The sequence below is a fragment of the Psychrobacter sp. LV10R520-6 genome, from assembly GCF_900182925.1.
Lineage (GTDB): Bacteria > Pseudomonadota > Gammaproteobacteria > Pseudomonadales > Moraxellaceae > Psychrobacter.
Map to the genome: position 1 here is coordinate 2,284,351 of NZ_LT900024.1, position 17,341 is coordinate 2,301,691.

Consider the following 17,341-nt stretch of genomic DNA (forward strand, 5'->3'; position numbering starts at 1 on the left):
AAAAGCCAGCTACGCGGCTGGCTTTTTTACTTTAATAATAATGTTTCGTTAAACGCTATTAAGACTGACTGTCTTGATTCAGCTCTTGAGCAAAAGCTTCATCAAAGCTAGTAAAGTCTTTGCTATCACTACTGGCAGTGGTCATATCAAATGCCGCATTACGATCTTTATCGATAACTTTTTGCTCTGCTTTATCTTTGCGAGCTTTGTGATACGCAAGCCCGGTACCAGCAGGAATCAAGCGACCAACAACTACGTTTTCTTTGAGACCGCGTAGTTCATCAATCTTACCAGTAACCGCAGCAGCCGTTAGGACGCGTGTGGTTTCTTGGAACGAGGCCGCTGAGATAAAGCTCTCAGTCGCAAGACTCGCTTTAGTGATACCAAGTAATTGACGCTCATACTGGACTGGGAATTTATCTTCTTCAGCCAACTTAGCGTTAACGGCTTTGATATCAGCAAACTCAACCTGATCACCTTTGAAGTGACTTGAATCGCCGCCATCCGTGATCTCAACTTTGCGTAGCATCTGACGAATAATAACTTCGATATGCTTGTCGTTGATTTTTACGCCTTGCAAGCGATAAACATCTTGCACTTCGTTCACGATATAGTCAGCAAGTGCCGTTTGGCCTTTTAGACGCAAGATATCATGCGGGTTTTGTGGACCATCAGCGATCACTTCGCCGCGCGCTACGGTCTCGTTTTCAAAGACGTTAATTTGACGCCATTTTGGAATCAGCTCTTCATGAACTTCACCGTCTTCGTTAGTAATGATAAAGCGGTTTTTACCTTTGGTTTCTTTACCGAAGCTCACCACACCAGTCATCTCTGCCATGATGGCATGATCTTTTGGACGACGGGCTTCGAACAAATCAGCTACTCGTGGTAGACCACCAGTAATATCTTTAGTTCCTGAAGACGCTTGTGGTACACGGCCCAGAATTGAACCAGCAGCAACTTCTTCACCATCGCCAACACGAATGATGGTTTCAGCAGGTAAGAAGTAAACCACTTCTTTACCAGCATCGGTATTCAAGATGATGGCAGGACGTAAGTCTTTAGCCGAGCTTGAACGGTCACGATTAGCAAGAATCTCAAATGAGCTCATACCAGTAGCATCGTCAACTTTCACAGTCGCTGTTAGACCATCGGTAATATCACTAAAGCGCGCTTTACCAGCAAACTCAGTAATAATAGGATGCGTGTGCGGATCCCACTTAGCGATAGTCTGACCGCCTTCGACCTGATCTTCATTTTTCACCAGTACGCTTGAACCGTAAGGTACTTTATAGCGTTCACGCTCACGGCCTAGCTCATCAGTTAAAGCAATTTCAGCTGAACGCGATACGATAACCAAATGGCCATCAGTATGCTCAACAGTTTTCATGTTTTCGAAATGCGCTTGACCGGCATTACGTACAGAGATGCTATTGTCCACAGAGGCTGAGCTTGCTGCCCCGCCCACGTGGAAGGTACGCATCGTTAACTGAGTACCCGGCTCACCGATAGACTGCGCGGCCATAACACCGACTGACTCACCGATATTGACTTTATGACCACGGGCAAGGTCACGACCATAACACTGCGAACAAACGCCATGTGCTACGTTACAAGTAATGACTGAGCGTACCCAAATATCATCGATTGCATTTTCGTCAAGAACATTGACCCAATGCTCATCAATCAAGGTGCCAACTGGAATCAAGATTTTCGATTCATCATCGTTATAGGTCACATCACGAGCAGTCACACGACCAAGCACTAGATCACCAAGTTTTTCAATGATCTCGCCACCTTGAATATGCGGCTTCATGAGCAAGCCTTGATCCGTGCCACAATCATCACCGGTAATGACCAAATCTTGTGCGACATCAACCAAACGGCGAGTCAGATAACCTGAGTTGGCCGTTTTTAGAGCCGTATCTGCCAAGCCTTTACGTGCACCATGCGTTGAGATGAAGTACTGAAGTACGGTCAAACCCTCACGGAAGTTGGCTTTAATCGGGGTCTCAATAATTGAGCCATCCGGCTTAGCCATCAAACCACGCATACCTGCAAGCTGTCGAATCTGTGCAGCACTACCACGAGCACCAGAATCTGACATGATAAAGATTGAGTTGAACGATTTTTGCTCTTCCTCTTTACCTTGCGCATTAATGACTTTATCAGTTGCTAAGTTGTCCATCATTGCTTTGGCGACTTTGTCATTGGTACGTGACCAGATATCAACCACTTTATTGTAGCGCTCACCAGCGGTCACAAAACCTTGCTCAAATTGATCTTCAATTTCGCGAACTTCGGCTTCCGCAACTTCAATGATTTGCTTTTTATTTGGCGGAATGACCATGTCATCCAAGCCAATAGACACACCAGATAGCGTCGCTTGTGCGAAACCAAGATACATCAATTGGTCAGCGAACATAACGCTGTCCTTCACACCCACTTTACGATAGCAAGAGTTGATCAAACCCGAGATGTTTTTCTTAGTCATCTCTTGGTTACACTCTTCAAACGCCATACCCAAAGGCATGATGTTCCAGATAAGCAAGCGACCGGCAACGGTATCTTTGATACTGATTTCTTTGATGTGATTGCCATCGTCATCGATATGGGTTTCAGTAACCCGCACTTTAATCTTGGCATTCACATGCAAATCATTAGAGCCAATCGCGCGCAATGCCTCATTGACGGTGGCAAAAACCATGCCCTCGCCTTGCGCATTGATTGATGAGCGACTAATGTAATATAAACCTAAGACCACATCTTGTGACGGTACGATGATTGGATCACCGTTAGCAGGCGACAAGATGTTGTTAGTTGACATCATCAAGGCACGTGATTCAAGCTGTGCTTCTAAGGTCAATGGCACGTGTACCGCCATTTGGTCACCATCAAAATCAGCGTTAAACGCAGTACAGACGAGCGGATGTAGCTGGATGGCTTTACCTTCGATCAATACCGGCTCAAATGCTTGTAGACCTAGACGATGAAGCGTTGGCGCACGGTTAAGGAGTACTGGATGCTCACGGATAACCATGGCCAGCATGTCCCACACTTGTGGCTCTTCACGTTCGACCATTTTCTTGGCCGCTTTAATCGTAGTCGCCAAACCATGTGATAATAGTTTGTTATAAGTGAATGGCTTGAATAATTCAAGTGCCATTTTCTTAGGCAAACCACACTGATGCAAACGCAGCGTTGGACCTACCACAATGACCGAACGGCCAGAGTAATCCACACGTTTACCCAGTAGATTCTGACGGAAACGACCTTGCTTACCTTTGATCATATCAGCCAAAGATTTTAACGGACGCTTATTACTACCGGTAATTGCACGACCACGGCGGCCGTTATCAAGCAACGCATCAACTGATTCTTGCAACATACGCTTTTCGTTACGCACGATGATATCAGGGGCGCTCAGCTCAAGCAAACGCTTAAGACGGTTGTTACGGTTAATGACGCGGCGATAAAGATCGTTAAGATCTGAAGTCGCAAAACGTCCGCCTTCTAGCGGTACTAGTGGGCGCAAATCTGGCGGCAATACTGGCAAGATGGTCATGACCATCCATTCAGGCTTGTTATTAGAGTCACGGAAAGCTTCTAATAATTTTAGACGCTTAGACATTTTTTTAAGCTTAGTTTCAGAGCCAGTTTGGGGAATGGCTTCGCGCAGCTCATCAATATCAAGATCTAAATCAATATCTTTCAATAGATCACGAACGGCTTCAGCACCCATCTTAGCAATGAACTCGTCGCCAAATTCTTCCAGCGCTCTGAAATAATCTTCATCATCAAGCAATTGATACTTCTCTAAGCTGGTCAAACCTGGCTCAGTAACGATGTAGCTTTCAAAATATAAAACACGTTCAATATCACGCAAGGTCATATCAAGTAACAAACCAATGCGGCTTGGTAATGATTTTAAGAACCAAATGTGTGCAACTGGACTGGCAAGATCAATATGACCCATGCGATCACGGCGCACTTTAGCAGTCGTAACTTCAACGCCACATTTTTCGCAGATAACGCCTTGGAATTTACGACGCTTATATTTACCACAAAGACATTCAAAGTCTTTTACTGGGCCAAAAATTTTGGCACAAAATAGACCGTCACGCTCAGGTTTGAACGTACGGTAATTAATCGTTTCAGGCTTTTTGACTTCGCCATGCGACCATGACTTAATAACGTCAGGTGAGGCCAAAGTAATTTGAATACTATCAAACTCATGGTTACCATTACTGGTAGGGCTTTGCATGATATCGAGTAAATCTTTCAAGTTGCTTCTCCGTTATCTTTATAATCATCTGACAGCGTGCTATTAACACGGATAAGATGAATGAAGGCAATGAATAGGGTTGAGATAAATCACTAAAAGCAGCAGCAATAGAGCATGCTGCTTTTAGCTAACCACTAAGGTTAATAACTGACTGCAATAACGTTAACTCAGTCAGCCAGTCGTTCTTAATGGGTTTGTTTTAACTCAATATTGATACCCAATGATTTGATTTCTTTGGTCAGTACGTTAAATGACTCTGGCATACCAGGATCCATATACTGTTCGCCATCGACAATGTTTTTATACATGCGAGTACGACCTTCAACGTCATCCGATTTCACCGTTAGCATCTCTTGCAAGGTGTAAGTAGCTCCATAAGCTTCTAGTGCCCACACTTCCATCTCACCAAAGCGCTGACCACCGAACTGAGCTTTACCACCAAGCGGCTGCTGCGTCACTAGTGAGTATGACCCTGTAGAACGTGCATGCATCTTGTCATCAACCAAATGGTTGAGTTTGAGCATGTACATATAGCCGACCGTTACTTGACGGTCAAACTTCTGACCCGTACGACCATCATATAAGGTTTGTTGACCGTTTCTAGCGAGGCCTGCAAGCTCTAGCAAGTCTTTGACTTGATGCTCATGCGCCCCATCAAATACCGCCGTACCCATTGGCACACCACCACGCAGATTATCTGATAAAGTCATGATTTCATCATCAGTTAAGCTATCAAGATCAACGCTTTCGCCGCCAACTTTATTGTAGATTTGATCTAAGAAATCACGTAGGTCAGTCATCGCCGCTTTCGCTTTGAGCATACCTTCGATTTTCTCACCTAAGCCTTTCGCAGCCATACCCAAATGGGTCTCTAGTACCTGACCGATGTTCATACGCGAGGGTACGCCAAGCGGATTCAGTACGATATCTACGGTGTTACCATGCTCATCATAAGGCATATCTTCGACTGGCATGATACGTGATACCACCCCTTTGTTACCATGACGACCGGCCATTTTATCACCAGACTGGATACGACGTTTGACTGCTAGATAAACCTTGACGATCTTTTGCACGCCATGTTGCAAATCATCACCTGAAGTCAATTTGCGTTTTTTCTCAGCAAACTTGCTATCGATATCTTTTTGCTTATCAACTAAGTATTCGGCGATTTGTGTTAGACGCTCAGAAATTTCTTCTTCGACCGGCTGGATATCAAGTAAAGTCTCAAGGCTCATATCTTTCATATCAGCGGCTGCCATAACGGTACCCGCTTTTAGTCCAGAACCACCACTGACTTTTTGGCCATCAAGTAATGTACCAATACGTCCACGTGCCGCTTCTTCAAAAATACGCAACTCTTCTTTTAAATCTTTACGATAGCTGTCGAGCTGTGATTTTTCAATCGCTCTGGCACGTGCATCTTTTTCGACGCCGTCACGGGTAAAGACTTGTACGTCAATAACCGTCCCTTTGCTTGATGTTGGTACACGTAAAGACGTGTCTTTAACATCAGCGGCTTTTTCACCAAAGATTGCCCGTAGTAGTTTCTCTTCTGGGGTCAGCTGGGTCTCACCTTTTGGCGTGACTTTACCAACTAAAATATCACCAGAATCTACTTCAGCACCGATATAGACGATACCTGCTTCATCAAGACTTGATAAAGCGGCTTCACCAACGTTTGGAATATCGCCAGTGATTTCTTCGGTACCAAGCTTGGTATCACGTGCCACACAAGTCAATTCTTGAATATGAATGGTGGTAAAACGATCTTCTTTAACCACTTTTTCAGACAGCAAGATTGAATCTTCGAAGTTATAACCATTCCACGGCATAAATGCGATGCGAATGTTTTGACCCAATGCCAACTCACCTAAGTCAGTTGATGGACCATCGGCTAAGATGTCACCTGTGGCAATATCATCACCTTGGTTGACAATAATACGTTGGTTAATACAAGTATTTTGGTTTGAGCGCGTGTATTTGATTAAGTTATAGATATCAATACCCGCTTCACCAGCAGTCATCTCATCTTCGTTGACCCGTACCACGATACGTGAGGCATCAACATCTTCAATCACACCGCCACGTTTAGCGATCACGCAAACACCAGAGTCACGCGCAACGTGACGCTCCATACCAGTACCTACTAACGGCTTATCAGCACGTAGTGTAGGAACAGCCTGACGCTGCATGTTCGAGCCCATCAAGGCACGGTTGGCATCATCATGTTCTAGGAACGGAATTAAGCCTGCCGCTACCGATACCACTTGGCTTGGTGACACATCCATATGAGTCACTTTCTCGGGTGGCATACGGGCAAATTCGCCATAGCTACGGACGCTAACCATCTCATCGCTCAACGCACCATCTGCGGTCATCGGTGAGTCAGCCTGTGCAATCACAGTGCCCACTTCTTCAATCGCTGACAGATATTCGATCGTATCAGTTACTTGACCATTAACCACTTGACGATAAGGCGTTTCTAAGAAGCCAAAGCTATTGGTTTTAGCAAATATAGCTAGCGAGTTAATCAAACCAATGTTTGGACCTTCAGGAGTCTCAATGGGGCATACGCGGCCATAATGGGTATCATGAACGTCACGTACTTCAAAACCAGCACGTTCACGGGTCAGACCACCCGGTCCTAAAGCAGAAACACGGCGTTTATGGGTAACTTCAGACAACGGATTGTTCTGATCCATAAACTGTGATAATTGGCTTGAGCCAAAGAATTCTTTTACCGCAGCCGCAACGGGCTTCGAGTTAATCAAATCTTGTGGTGATAAGTTATCAGACTCAGCTGAGCTCAAACGCTCTTTGACCGCTCGCTCAACCCGTACTAGACCGACGCGAAATTGGTTTTCTGCCATCTCGCCAACTGAACGAATACGGCGGTTGCCCAAATGGTCAATATCATCGACTTCGCCGCGACCATTACGAATCTCGACCAGCTCTTTAAGCACATTGACGATGTCACCATTGGTTAAAACACTACGTGAACGCTGGATATCAGGATCAGCAGTATCGTCAAAATCTAAACCCAAACGGCGGTTAAATTTCATACGACCGACGTTCGATAAATCATAACGATCAGCGTTAAAGAACATGCTGTCAAATAATTTCTCAGCGGTATCAACCGTTGGTGGCTCACCTGGACGCATGACTTTATAAATTTCGATCAAGGCTTCTTCACGGCTTGACGTGCTATCAGCACGTAGCGTGTCAGCGATATAACTGCCTTGATCAATATCGTTGGTAAACAAGATACTGATTTCTTTGATAGATTCACTGGCTTCAAACGAGCTTAATTTCACCAATAATTCATGGTCAATTAGCGTGTTAGCTTTAGCGATTACTTCATCATTAACGATAATATCTTCTGCTAAAATACGCTCATATAGGTATTCATCAGGTACCGAAATTTTGGTCATACCCGCTTCTTCAAGCTGACGGATACGGCGGGCATTAATACGTTTGCCCTGCTCGACGACCACATCACCTTCAGGTGATAAGATATCAAACTGTGCCATCTCACCGCGCAGGCGATCAGCAACCAGATCAATCTCAAACTGCTCTTCGCCTCTATAAACAGCTACTTTTTCAAAGAATAGATCTAGAATCTCAGAGGTGCTCAGACCTAGTGCGCGTAGAATGATAGAAGCCAATAGCTTACGGCGACGATCAATACGAGCAAATACTAAATCTTTGGCATCAAATTCAAAATCTAACCAAGAACCACGGTAAGGAATAATGCGCGCGTTATACAGCACTTTACCACTTGAGTGCGACTTGCCTTTATCATGGTCAAAGAACACACCAGGTGAGCGATGTAATTGCGATACGATAACCCGTTCAGTACCATTAATAATAAAGGTACCGTTATTGGTCATTAATGGCATCTCGCCCATATAAACGCTTTGCTCACGAATATCTTTAATGGCCGCTTTGCTGTCTTTATCTTTGCTGTCTTTATCTTTGATAATTAAGCGAATTTTGACCCGCATCGGTGCTGCGAAAGTTGAGCCGCGTAGGATACATTCACGCTCATCAAACTCAGGCGTACCTAAATAGTATTCAACGAATTGTAGCTCTGCGTTACCAGAGTGACTTTCGATAGGGAAAATAGAGGAATACGCAGCTTGCAGACCGGTATTCTCACGAGCTTTTGGCTTTTTGTGCTCTTGCAAAAAGTGCTCGTAGGAATCTACTTGGATAGACAATAAATAGGGAATGTCCATCACAGTGGGCAATTCAGCAAAACTTTTGCGAATACGCTTTTTTTCAGTATAAGAATATGCCATCGAGAGTCCTTACAGTAAACGTGAAAACAAATGAAAAGCGTGGCCAGCGTGCATCGATACTATTTGATATTAATACTATGCAAACTTAGCGACGTAAACGATAATAATAAAAACGGTTCTTACTACAACTATTCTTAATAATGTGCTGTACCTGTTTATAATAAACAAATACTTATTTTAATTTAGCTGAAATTCAACTGTCATATCACTATGACACTTTGCAGCTTTCTAAAATTGATATTAGGATATGACTACTTTCGCTTAAGATTTCAATAGTGGATTGTGACAATAATAAACAATCTATCTTCAAGCGCTTTATTTTTGAGTCATATCAAATATATATATATGACATGAACGGTATCGTCACTGATATCTACCGTCTATGAACCCTATACTGACAGTAAAACCATGCTAGACTATTTAGAAGCAAAATAAATCGGAATCAATACAAACGTTGTTAGTAGTTGGAAAGCATGCAGACGCAAAAAAACACCAAACATCCATCTATTGATGTTTAGCTTATATAAAACTATTTTTAAAAACTGACAGGTTTGCGTGCATGTATATCGTCTGTCCTTTTGATGGGTATCCACCGTGTTAATGCATACGTATGTTGGCAGACACAAAAGGTCAAGCTGAAAATTATAATAAAAAAAAGCTGGCAATGCAAGGCATCACCAGCTTTTTTTGTAAAGCGTTAAACTTATTTTAGTTCAACAGTTGCACCAGCTTCTTCAAGTTTCTTTTTCAACTCTTCACCATCAGCTTTAGAAACAGCTTCTTTGATTGGTGCTGGAGCACTTTCAACCAAATCTTTCGCTTCTTTTAGACCAAGGCCAGTAGCTTCACGTACGGCTTTAATAACCGCAACTTTCTTCTCGCCAAAGCTGGCAAGAACAACGTCAAACTCGTCTTGCTCTTCAGCAGCAGGACCGGCATCAGCAGCAGCAGCAGGTGCAGCAGCAACAGCAGCAGTTACGCCGAATTTTTCTTCCATGTCGCTGATAAGCTCAACGATATCCATTACTGACATTTCAGCGATTGCGTTTAACACATCATCTTTAGATAGTGCCATGAGAACTCTCCGTTATCTGATAAAATTAATTGATTCTAATATTGCTTAGGCTGCTTGCCAAATTTTAAAATAGGTATGACAATGAAATGCAACCGGCAATGTTAAAGTTACGTTAAAACAAGCAATTAAGCAGCTTCTTTTGCGTCTTTGATTGCTGCTACGGTGCGAACAAATTTGCCAGGGACTGCATTCATAGTCTGGACAAGCTTGGTCACTGGTGCATTCATGGTAGCCATCAAGATAGATAGCGCTTCGTCGCGAGTTGGCAGCTTCGATACGCGTTCTAGCTCTTCTGGACCAAATAATTTACCACTAACTGATACCAATTTGGTCTCAAGGGCACTGTTATCTTTACTAAAGTCAAAAATGACTTTAGCTGCAGATCCCAAATCATCCATTGAGAAAGCCAAAAGTAATGGACCAGTCAGACTGTCTGACATGCACTCAAAGCTAGTACCTTCAAAAGCGCGTTTTGCTAGGGTATTTTTTACCACTTTCAAAACTACGCCTTTATCACGAGCTTGTTCGCGAAGCTTAGTAAGCTTCGCAACACCAATACCGTGATACTCGGCAGCTACCGCTGAGTACGCATTAGCAGCAACTTCAGACACTTCAGCCACAACTTGTTGTTTTTGCTCTAGCGTTAATGCCATAAGTTGACTCCTTAATCTTATCAATCGTCTTACCATTTAAATTTTTAAAAACCGAAGTTTTCAATCCGTTAAACCATAAGCTAAGACTGACTTGATACGACACATTATCAATAAGCCCAAAAAAACAGTGCTTATTGATAACGACTGATTACGGCACCGTTATCAGAATGACGTTGAGTGATAGGTTAATGCTAATATTTTGATAGCTAGTATCTTAATAAAAGCACTGCCCTATCCGCTCTTGTCTTAAACTGTGTGGGCCACCGTCTGCGTAGGCCAACTAAGATTTTCATCTATCGTCGATTAATAAAACCAGCTTATTGGTATTAAAAGCAACTTTAGAAATTGAAAACAATTTTAAAAGATAGCTAACAATGTAACGAACTGATCTCTACCTACGGTCTTAGACAGCGTAGCGACTGCTACGCTGACCTAATCTTTTAGAATTGTTTTGGACCTATTACTACAATATTTCATTTAAAATATTAAGATAATAGGTCCATATAGTTTTTACTTATCTTACTTAGCAACGCGGTAAGGAACAGGATCAATAGTGATACCTGGACCCATGGTGCTAGACAAAGTAATTTTCTTAATGAAAATACCTTTAGAGGTTGCAGGCTTAGCACGTTTTAAATCTGCTAGTAGCGCTTGCGCATTTTGCATTACTTGTTCAGCAGTAAAGCCAACTTGACCAATAGTGGTATGAATAATACCCGCTTTGTCAACACGATACTGTGCTTGACCGGCTTTAGCATTGGTTACAGCTTCTGCAACGTTAGGCGTTACGGTACCAACTTTAGGGTTAGGCATTAAACCACGTGGGCCTAAGATTGTACCTAATTGACCAACAACGCGCATAGCGTCAGGAGCAGCAATAACCACGTCAAAGTCCAGGTTACCGGCTTTGATTGATTCTGCTAGGTCTTCAAAACCAACGATGTCCGCGCCCGCTTCTTTAGCGGCTTCAGCAGCAGCGCCTTGAGCGAATACAGCAACGCGTTTGGTTTTACCAGTACCCGAAGGAAGGTTAGTTGCACCACGAACGACTTGGTCCGATTTACGTGGATCAACACCCAAGTTTACCGCAATATCGATAGACTCTTTGAATTTTAAAGCGGGTAAATCATTTAAGATCTGTACCGCTTCTTCAATAGTGTATAGTTTTTCATTTTCGATACGGCTATTGATCTCTTTTTGACGTTTGGTTAGCTTAGACATTATATACCCTCCACGGTAATACCCATTGAACGGGCAGTACCAGCAACGGTACGAACAGCAGCATCAAGATCGGCAGCGGTTAAGTCTGCATTCTTGGTTTTAACGATCTCTTCAAGTTGTTCACGGTTCACTTTACCGACTTTAGCAGTATTTGGTGTGCCAGAACCTTTAGTAACGCCAGCGGCTTTACGTAGTAAGAACGCAGCTGGTGGTGACTTCATGATGAAAGTAAAAGACTTATCGCTATATACCGTGATCACAGTTGGGATCGGTAGACCTGGCTCTTGGCTTGAGGTCGCAGCGTTAAATTCTTTACAGAACGCCATGATGTTCACGCCTTTTTGACCCAAGGCTGGACCAATCGGTGGTGAAGGATTTGCTTTGCCCGCAGGCACTTGTAGTTTGATATAGCCATCAATCTTCTTAGCCATAACTGTCTCCTAAATGGGTGATAACGCTAAACCAATATTCTATGCTATATATATAAACACTATAAAAATAACACGGTACTGATTAATAGCTCCCCGGTTTATGAATGTTTAGTCTAGTTTTTCAACTTTACTAAACTCAAGTTCGACCTGAGTGGGTCGGTTAAATACGTTTACGGTTAAATGCAGTTTAGACTTTTCGTAATCCACTTTTTCTACCAAGCCTTTAAAGTCGGTAAAGGGACCATCGATAACCAACAACTCTTCACCCGGCTCAAATAAAGTTTTCGGACGTGGATCAGCTTCAGTCTGATTTAAACGGTTTAAAATACGATCTGCTTCTACTTCAGTAATGGGCGCAGGAGTCTCAGGCGTACCGCCAATGAAGCTCATAATACGGGGGCATTCTTTAACGATGTGCCAAGTGTCATCATTCATATCCATTTGGATCAATACATATCCTGGAAAGAACTTACGCTCGCTTTTACGCTTTTTGCCGTCTTTCATTTCGACGACTTCTTCAGTAGGAACTAACACGTCACCGAACGACTCAGCAAAGTCACTACGGTTAATACGATCAGTTAATGAACGTTGTACTTGTTTTTCATATCCTGAAAACGCTTGGACAATATACCAACGCATATCACGCTCCTGATCTTTATAAATAAGTCGTTATAAGTAAAATTTGAGTTAAATGGTAGCAATTGAGACGGCTCGCAATATGCGAGTTGGCGCTCAAGTTTATGCTTTTTAACCAATAAATAAGCCGACGAACCAATTAAAAAAGTTATCCAATAACCAAATAAAAAACCCAACAATCCCGATCACGACAATCGTTTGCCATGTGTATTGAAAGGTTTCGTCTTTACCAGGCCAAGTAACGCGACGTAGTTCTACAGTAGCGTCTTTTAACAAAGTTTTAAAAGCTCGACCCTGATGAGTTAATGCTAAGCATACTAGCGCGAACACAAAAAGAGTGACAATAAGGCCAATACGTGTCCAGACATCATTAGCAGGCTGCCAATAACCCGGCAGATACTGATTGACGAATGTAGCGCCAATTAAAAGCGCAATGGCCAGTAGCCATAACATTATATCTTTTGCTGAACCAGTTTTAGCTACTTCAACAGCAGACGTATTGGTCGCTGATATGTGCTTATTTTTAGTCAGCATTCCACTAGCCGTCGCCTTGGCATCAGATAACTTAGAATCGAGGTTATCTTGATTGTTGCTCATAAAGGACTCGCTTTGGAGATGGTGAAATACAGCAAAGATATAACAAAAAGATGGCAGGCGATGTAGGACTCGAACCTACAACCCTCGGTTTTGGAGACCGATGCTCTACCAATTGAGCCAATCGCCTATGGGTGTTAAGGCTGACAATTATACAAGCTTTTAGTTAGAATGCAAGTTCTAAGGTGCTATTTAGTCATATTAATCTAATTAACAGATTAAAATCGATAAAAGCTTGTAAAAATTAAGCAAATAAATTCGTGCCAGATTTTAATCATCTTTAGTAGTATTCTACTTGGTTGAACATCTATAAAAAAAGCCACCCTCGATTAAGAGAGCAGCTTTTTAGTCAAACACTTAAGTACTGCAATCAGTAACTAAGTATTAGTCCTTAACAGTAGCAACAACACCAGCGCCTACCGTACGGCCGCCTTCACGAATAGCGAAGCGAAGACCTTTGTCCATAGCGATTGGGTGGATAAGCTCTACGCCCATCTCAACGTTATCACCAGGCATGACCATTTCAGTACCGTCTTGTAATTGGATTGCGCCAGTTACGTCAGTGGTACGGAAGTAGAACTGGGGACGATAGCCGTTTAGGAATGGGGTATGACGACCACCTTCTTCTTTGCTTAGTACGTATACTTCAGCATCAAACTTGGTATGCGGGGTGATTGAACCTGGTTTGGCCAATACTTGTCCGCGCTGTACGTCTTCACGTTTAGTACCACGTAGCAATACGCCACAGTTTTCGCCTGCACGACCTTCGTCAAGCAGTTTACGGAACATCTCTACACCAGTACAAGTCGTCTTTTGGGTCTTTTTGATACCGACGATTTCAATCTCGTCACCGATTTTAACAATGCCTGATTCAACACGGCCAGTAACAACGGTACCACGACCTGAGATTGAGAAGACGTCTTCGATTGGCATTAAGAATGCTTTGTCGACGTCACGCTCAGGCTCTGGGATGTAGGTGTCTAAAATGTTTAGTAGTTCAACAATAGCAGGTGCGCCGTATGGACCTTCGCTGCCTTTTAGGGCTTCGGTAGCAGACCCTTTAACGATTGGGGTGTCATCACCTGGGAAGTCGTAGTCACTAAGAAGTTCGCGAACTTCCATTTCTACTAGCTCAAGCAATTCTTCGTCATCAACCATGTCGCATTTGTTCATGAATACGACGATGTACGGTACGCCAACCTGACGTGAAAGCAGGATGTGCTCACGGGTTTGTGGCATTGGGCCGTCAGTCGCTGATACGACTAGGATTGCGCCGTCCATTTGGGCGGCACCAGTGATCATGTTTTTAACATAATCGGCGTGACCTGGGCAATCAACGTGAGCATAATGACGGGCTTCGGTGTCATATTCTACGTGACTGGTGTTGATGGTGATGCCACGTGCTTTTTCTTCAGGGGCTGAGTCAATAGACGCGTAGTCTTTGGCTTCGCCACCTGAGGTTTTAGCAGCTACTGTTGCAATAGCAGCAGTAAGGGTGGTTTTACCATGGTCAACGTGTCCAATAGTACCGACGTTGACGTGTGGTTTGTTGCGTTCAAACTTGGCCTTTGCCATGAGTTATTCCTCTTTATTTGGGATTCAGCGCTTAATCAGCGTTAATACTTTTAGTATTTATACAAATATTAAGCCAATACTGACCACATTAAGACAGTTGTTAAAAGGGTGCACATGCAGTGTGCAGATATTATAAGAAAATTACGGCCAATAACAAGTCTTTTAACAAGTTATTGCCGTATTCTCAAATGACAATACAAAGATATACTCTATATTGCCATAATTAATTGGCTTTTAATTATTCGTCGCCATCTTTAGTGTTGAACTTAGAGATGATATCAGCAGCAACTGATTTTGGAATTTCAGCGTACTTTTGGAATTCCATTGAGTAGGTTGCACGGCCTTGTGACATTGAGCGCATCTGAGTAGCATAACCAAACATTTCTGCTAATGGTACTTCAGCGCGGATATGCTTAGTACCACCAGGCAGATCTTCCATACCTTGAACCATACCACGACGGCGGTTTAGATCGCCCATGATATCGCCCATGTAGTCTTCAGGGGTTTCAACTTCAACTTTCATGACTGGCTCAAGTAGTGCTGGATTAGCAGCTAAGAAGCCTTTTCTGAAAGCGATAGAACCAGCCATCTTAAATGACAACTCATCCGAGTCAACGTCATGATAAGAACCATCATATAAAGTGGCTTTTACGCCAACGATTGGATAGCCAGCTAGGACGCCGTTTTTCATGCGCTCTTGAATTCCTTTATCAACCGCACTATGGAATTCTTTTGGTACCGTACCACCAACCACTTCTTCAGCGAATTCATATAACACTTCGCCTGCTGGATCCATAGGTTCAAGACGTAGCCAAACATGACCGAATTTACCACGACCACCGGTTTGACGTACGAATTTGCCTTCTTGTTGGACAGTCTCACGAATCGTTTCGCGATAAGCAACCTGTGGTGCACCAATGTTGGCTTCAACACCAAATTCACGCTTCATACGGTCAACAAGAATTTCTAAATGCAGCTCACCCATACCACTGATGATAGTCTGGCCAGATTCTTCGTCAGTATGCACACGGAACGATGGATCTTCTTTCGCCAAACGACCTAAAGCAATTGACATTCTTTCTTGGTCAGCTTTGGTCTTAGGTTCAACCGCTAGACTAATAACTGGATCTGGGAATTCCATACGCTCAAGGGTGATCACGTTGCTTTCGTCGCATAGTGTGTCACCAGTCGTCACATCTTTCATGCCGACTAAAGCGGCGATATCACCGGTACGAATTTCTGAAAGCTCTTCTTGAGTGTTCGCCATCATCTGTACGATACGACCAACGCGCTCACGTTTCATTTTAACGGGATTATAAACGCTGCTGCCTTGCTTTAGAACACCTGAATAAACACGAACGAAGGTTAAGTTACCGACGAACTTATCATTCATAATTTTAAAAGCAAGTGCTGAGAAAGGGGTGTCATCTGAAGCTTCACGGAAGCCTTCGCTTTCTTCTTTATCGTTAAGAATACCTTTAATAGCAGGTACGTCTATTGGCGCTGGTAGATATTGAATAACTGCATCCAACATCTTCTGTACGCCTTTGTTTTTAAAGGCAGTACCACAAAGTAGCGGAATGATTTCGTTATCAATAGTCAACTGACGAATAGCGCCATTAATTTGCTCTATAGACAACTCACCATTGTCTAAGTACAAGTTCATAAGCTCTTCTGATGCTTCCGCAGCATTTTCTACGAGATATTCGCGATACTCTTCCGCTTTTTCTTGAAGTTCAGCTGGAATTTCACGCTCTTCGTATTCCATACCTTGAGACGCTTCGTCCCAATAAAGAGCTTTCATAGTGACTAAATCAACCACGCCTTCGAAATCATCTTCTTTACCAATTGGGATAACCAAAGGTACTGGCTTGCCGCCTAGACGGGTTTTGATTTGTTCAATAACGCGATAAAAATCAGCACCGACGCGATCCATTTTGTTCACGAAGGCAAGACGCGGTACTTTATATTTGTTTGCCTGACGCCATACGGTCTCAGACTGTGGCTGTACACCGCCTACTGCACAGTAAACCATGCACGCACCATCAAGTACCCGCATAGAACGTTCAACTTCAATCGTGAAGTCAACGTGACCTGGGGTGTCAATGATATTGATACGATGTTCATCAAACTGCTTAGCCATACCTGACCAAAAGCAGGTAGTCGCCGCTGACGTAATGGTAATACCGCGCTCTTGTTCTTGCTCCATCCAGTCCATGGTGGCTGCGCCATCATGTACTTCGCCAATTTTGTGACTGACACCGGTATAGAACAAAACACGCTCAGTAGTCGTCGTCTTACCAGCATCAATGTGCGCAGAGATACCAATATTGCGATAGCGCTTTAGGGGGGTTATACGAGCCATAGTGTTTTCCTAAGGAAAGTCGTGTATGTATTAATGTTTTTGGGGTCTCTACCTTATATCCTTCAAAAGCAATCGGCTTTGGCGTCTTACTGATTAATGAACCTAATACGGACAAAAAAGAGTAAATACTAAGAATATAGTGGCATTGGATTTGAGACAAAATGATCATGATAGATGTCCGCCATCTCAGCTGGTTGATGAC

The 17,341-nt window shown here is 43.2% G+C and carries 10 protein-coding genes and 1 tRNA gene; all 11 read right to left on the minus strand.

What is annotated here, in order from left to right; translation table 11 throughout:
- Nucleotides 1-58: 58 nt before the first annotated feature.
- Nucleotides 59-4,285, minus strand: coding sequence for a DNA-directed RNA polymerase subunit beta' (gene rpoC, locus U1P77_RS09450; protein ID WP_321154769.1), 4,227 nt, complete (start codon nt 4,283-4,285; stop codon nt 59-61).
- A 185-nt stretch (nt 4,286-4,470) separates the two neighbouring features.
- Nucleotides 4,471-8,589: a DNA-directed RNA polymerase subunit beta gene (gene rpoB, locus U1P77_RS09455; RefSeq protein WP_321154770.1), complete on the minus strand. Its 4,119-nt coding sequence runs from the start codon at nt 8,587-8,589 to the stop codon at nt 4,471-4,473.
- 703 nt (nt 8,590-9,292) lie between these two features.
- The gene (gene rplL / locus U1P77_RS09460; protein ID WP_321154771.1) at nt 9,293-9,664 is read right to left on the minus strand and encodes a 50S ribosomal protein L7/L12; all 372 of its coding nucleotides are present in this window, start codon (nt 9,662-9,664) and stop codon (nt 9,293-9,295) included.
- 125 nt (nt 9,665-9,789) lie between these two features.
- The gene (gene rplJ, locus U1P77_RS09465) at nt 9,790-10,317 is read right to left on the minus strand and encodes a 50S ribosomal protein L10 (RefSeq protein ID WP_201556585.1); all 528 of its coding nucleotides are present in this window, start codon (nt 10,315-10,317) and stop codon (nt 9,790-9,792) included.
- Between the two features lie 519 nt (nt 10,318-10,836).
- Entirely contained in the window at nt 10,837-11,538 is a 702-nt protein-coding gene (gene rplA / locus U1P77_RS09470) for a 50S ribosomal protein L1 (RefSeq protein WP_321154772.1), read from the minus strand.
- A complete protein-coding gene (gene rplK / locus U1P77_RS09475; protein ID WP_201556583.1) occupies nt 11,538-11,969 on the minus strand; it encodes a 50S ribosomal protein L11 in 432 nt (143 codons plus the stop codon). Before rplK ends, rplA begins: the two co-directional genes overlap by 1 nt.
- Before the next feature lie 108 nt (nt 11,970-12,077).
- Complete coding sequence (gene nusG / locus U1P77_RS09480) at nt 12,078-12,608, minus strand: transcription termination/antitermination protein NusG (RefSeq protein WP_321154773.1); 531 nt, start codon at nt 12,606-12,608, stop codon at nt 12,078-12,080.
- Nucleotides 12,609-12,716: 108 nt separating this feature from the next.
- Nucleotides 12,717-13,202 carry a preprotein translocase subunit SecE gene (secE, locus tag U1P77_RS09485; protein ID WP_321154774.1) on the minus strand — a complete coding sequence of 162 codons (486 nt, stop codon included), beginning with the start codon at nt 13,200-13,202 and terminating at the stop codon, nt 12,717-12,719.
- A 51-nt stretch (nt 13,203-13,253) separates the two neighbouring features.
- Nucleotides 13,254-13,329, minus strand: a tRNA-Trp gene (locus U1P77_RS09490).
- Nucleotides 13,330-13,583: 254 nt separating this feature from the next.
- A complete protein-coding gene (gene tuf, locus U1P77_RS09495) occupies nt 13,584-14,774 on the minus strand; it encodes an elongation factor Tu (RefSeq protein ID WP_321154775.1) in 1,191 nt (396 codons plus the stop codon).
- A 238-nt stretch (nt 14,775-15,012) separates the two neighbouring features.
- Nucleotides 15,013-17,139 carry an elongation factor G gene (gene fusA, locus U1P77_RS09500; protein ID WP_321154776.1) on the minus strand — a complete coding sequence of 709 codons (2,127 nt, stop codon included), beginning with the start codon at nt 17,137-17,139 and terminating at the stop codon, nt 15,013-15,015.
- Nucleotides 17,140-17,341 lie beyond the last annotated feature (202 nt).

Excerpts from the sequence above, each read along its gene's own strand:
- rplL (WP_321154771.1), bottom strand. The coding sequence starts at position 9,664 with ATGGCACTATCTAAAGATGATGTGTTAAACGCAATCGCTGAAATGTCA.
- secE (WP_321154774.1), bottom strand. The coding sequence starts at position 13,202 with ATGAGCAACAATCAAGATAACCTCGATTCTAAGTTATCTGATGCCAAG.
- rplJ (WP_201556585.1), bottom strand. The coding sequence starts at position 10,317 with ATGGCATTAACGCTAGAGCAAAAACAACAAGTTGTGGCTGAAGTGTCT.
- nusG (WP_321154773.1), bottom strand. The coding sequence starts at position 12,608 with ATGCGTTGGTATATTGTCCAAGCGTTTTCAGGATATGAAAAACAAGTA.
- fusA (WP_321154776.1), bottom strand. The coding sequence starts at position 17,139 with ATGGCTCGTATAACCCCCCTAAAGCGCTATCGCAATATTGGTATCTCT.
- rplA (WP_321154772.1), bottom strand. The coding sequence starts at position 11,538 with ATGTCTAAGCTAACCAAACGTCAAAAAGAGATCAATAGCCGTATCGAA.
- rpoB (WP_321154770.1), bottom strand. The coding sequence starts at position 8,589 with ATGGCATATTCTTATACTGAAAAAAAGCGTATTCGCAAAAGTTTTGCT.
- tuf (WP_321154775.1), bottom strand. The coding sequence starts at position 14,774 with ATGGCAAAGGCCAAGTTTGAACGCAACAAACCACACGTCAACGTCGGT.
- rplK (WP_201556583.1), bottom strand. The coding sequence starts at position 11,969 with ATGGCTAAGAAGATTGATGGCTATATCAAACTACAAGTGCCTGCGGGC.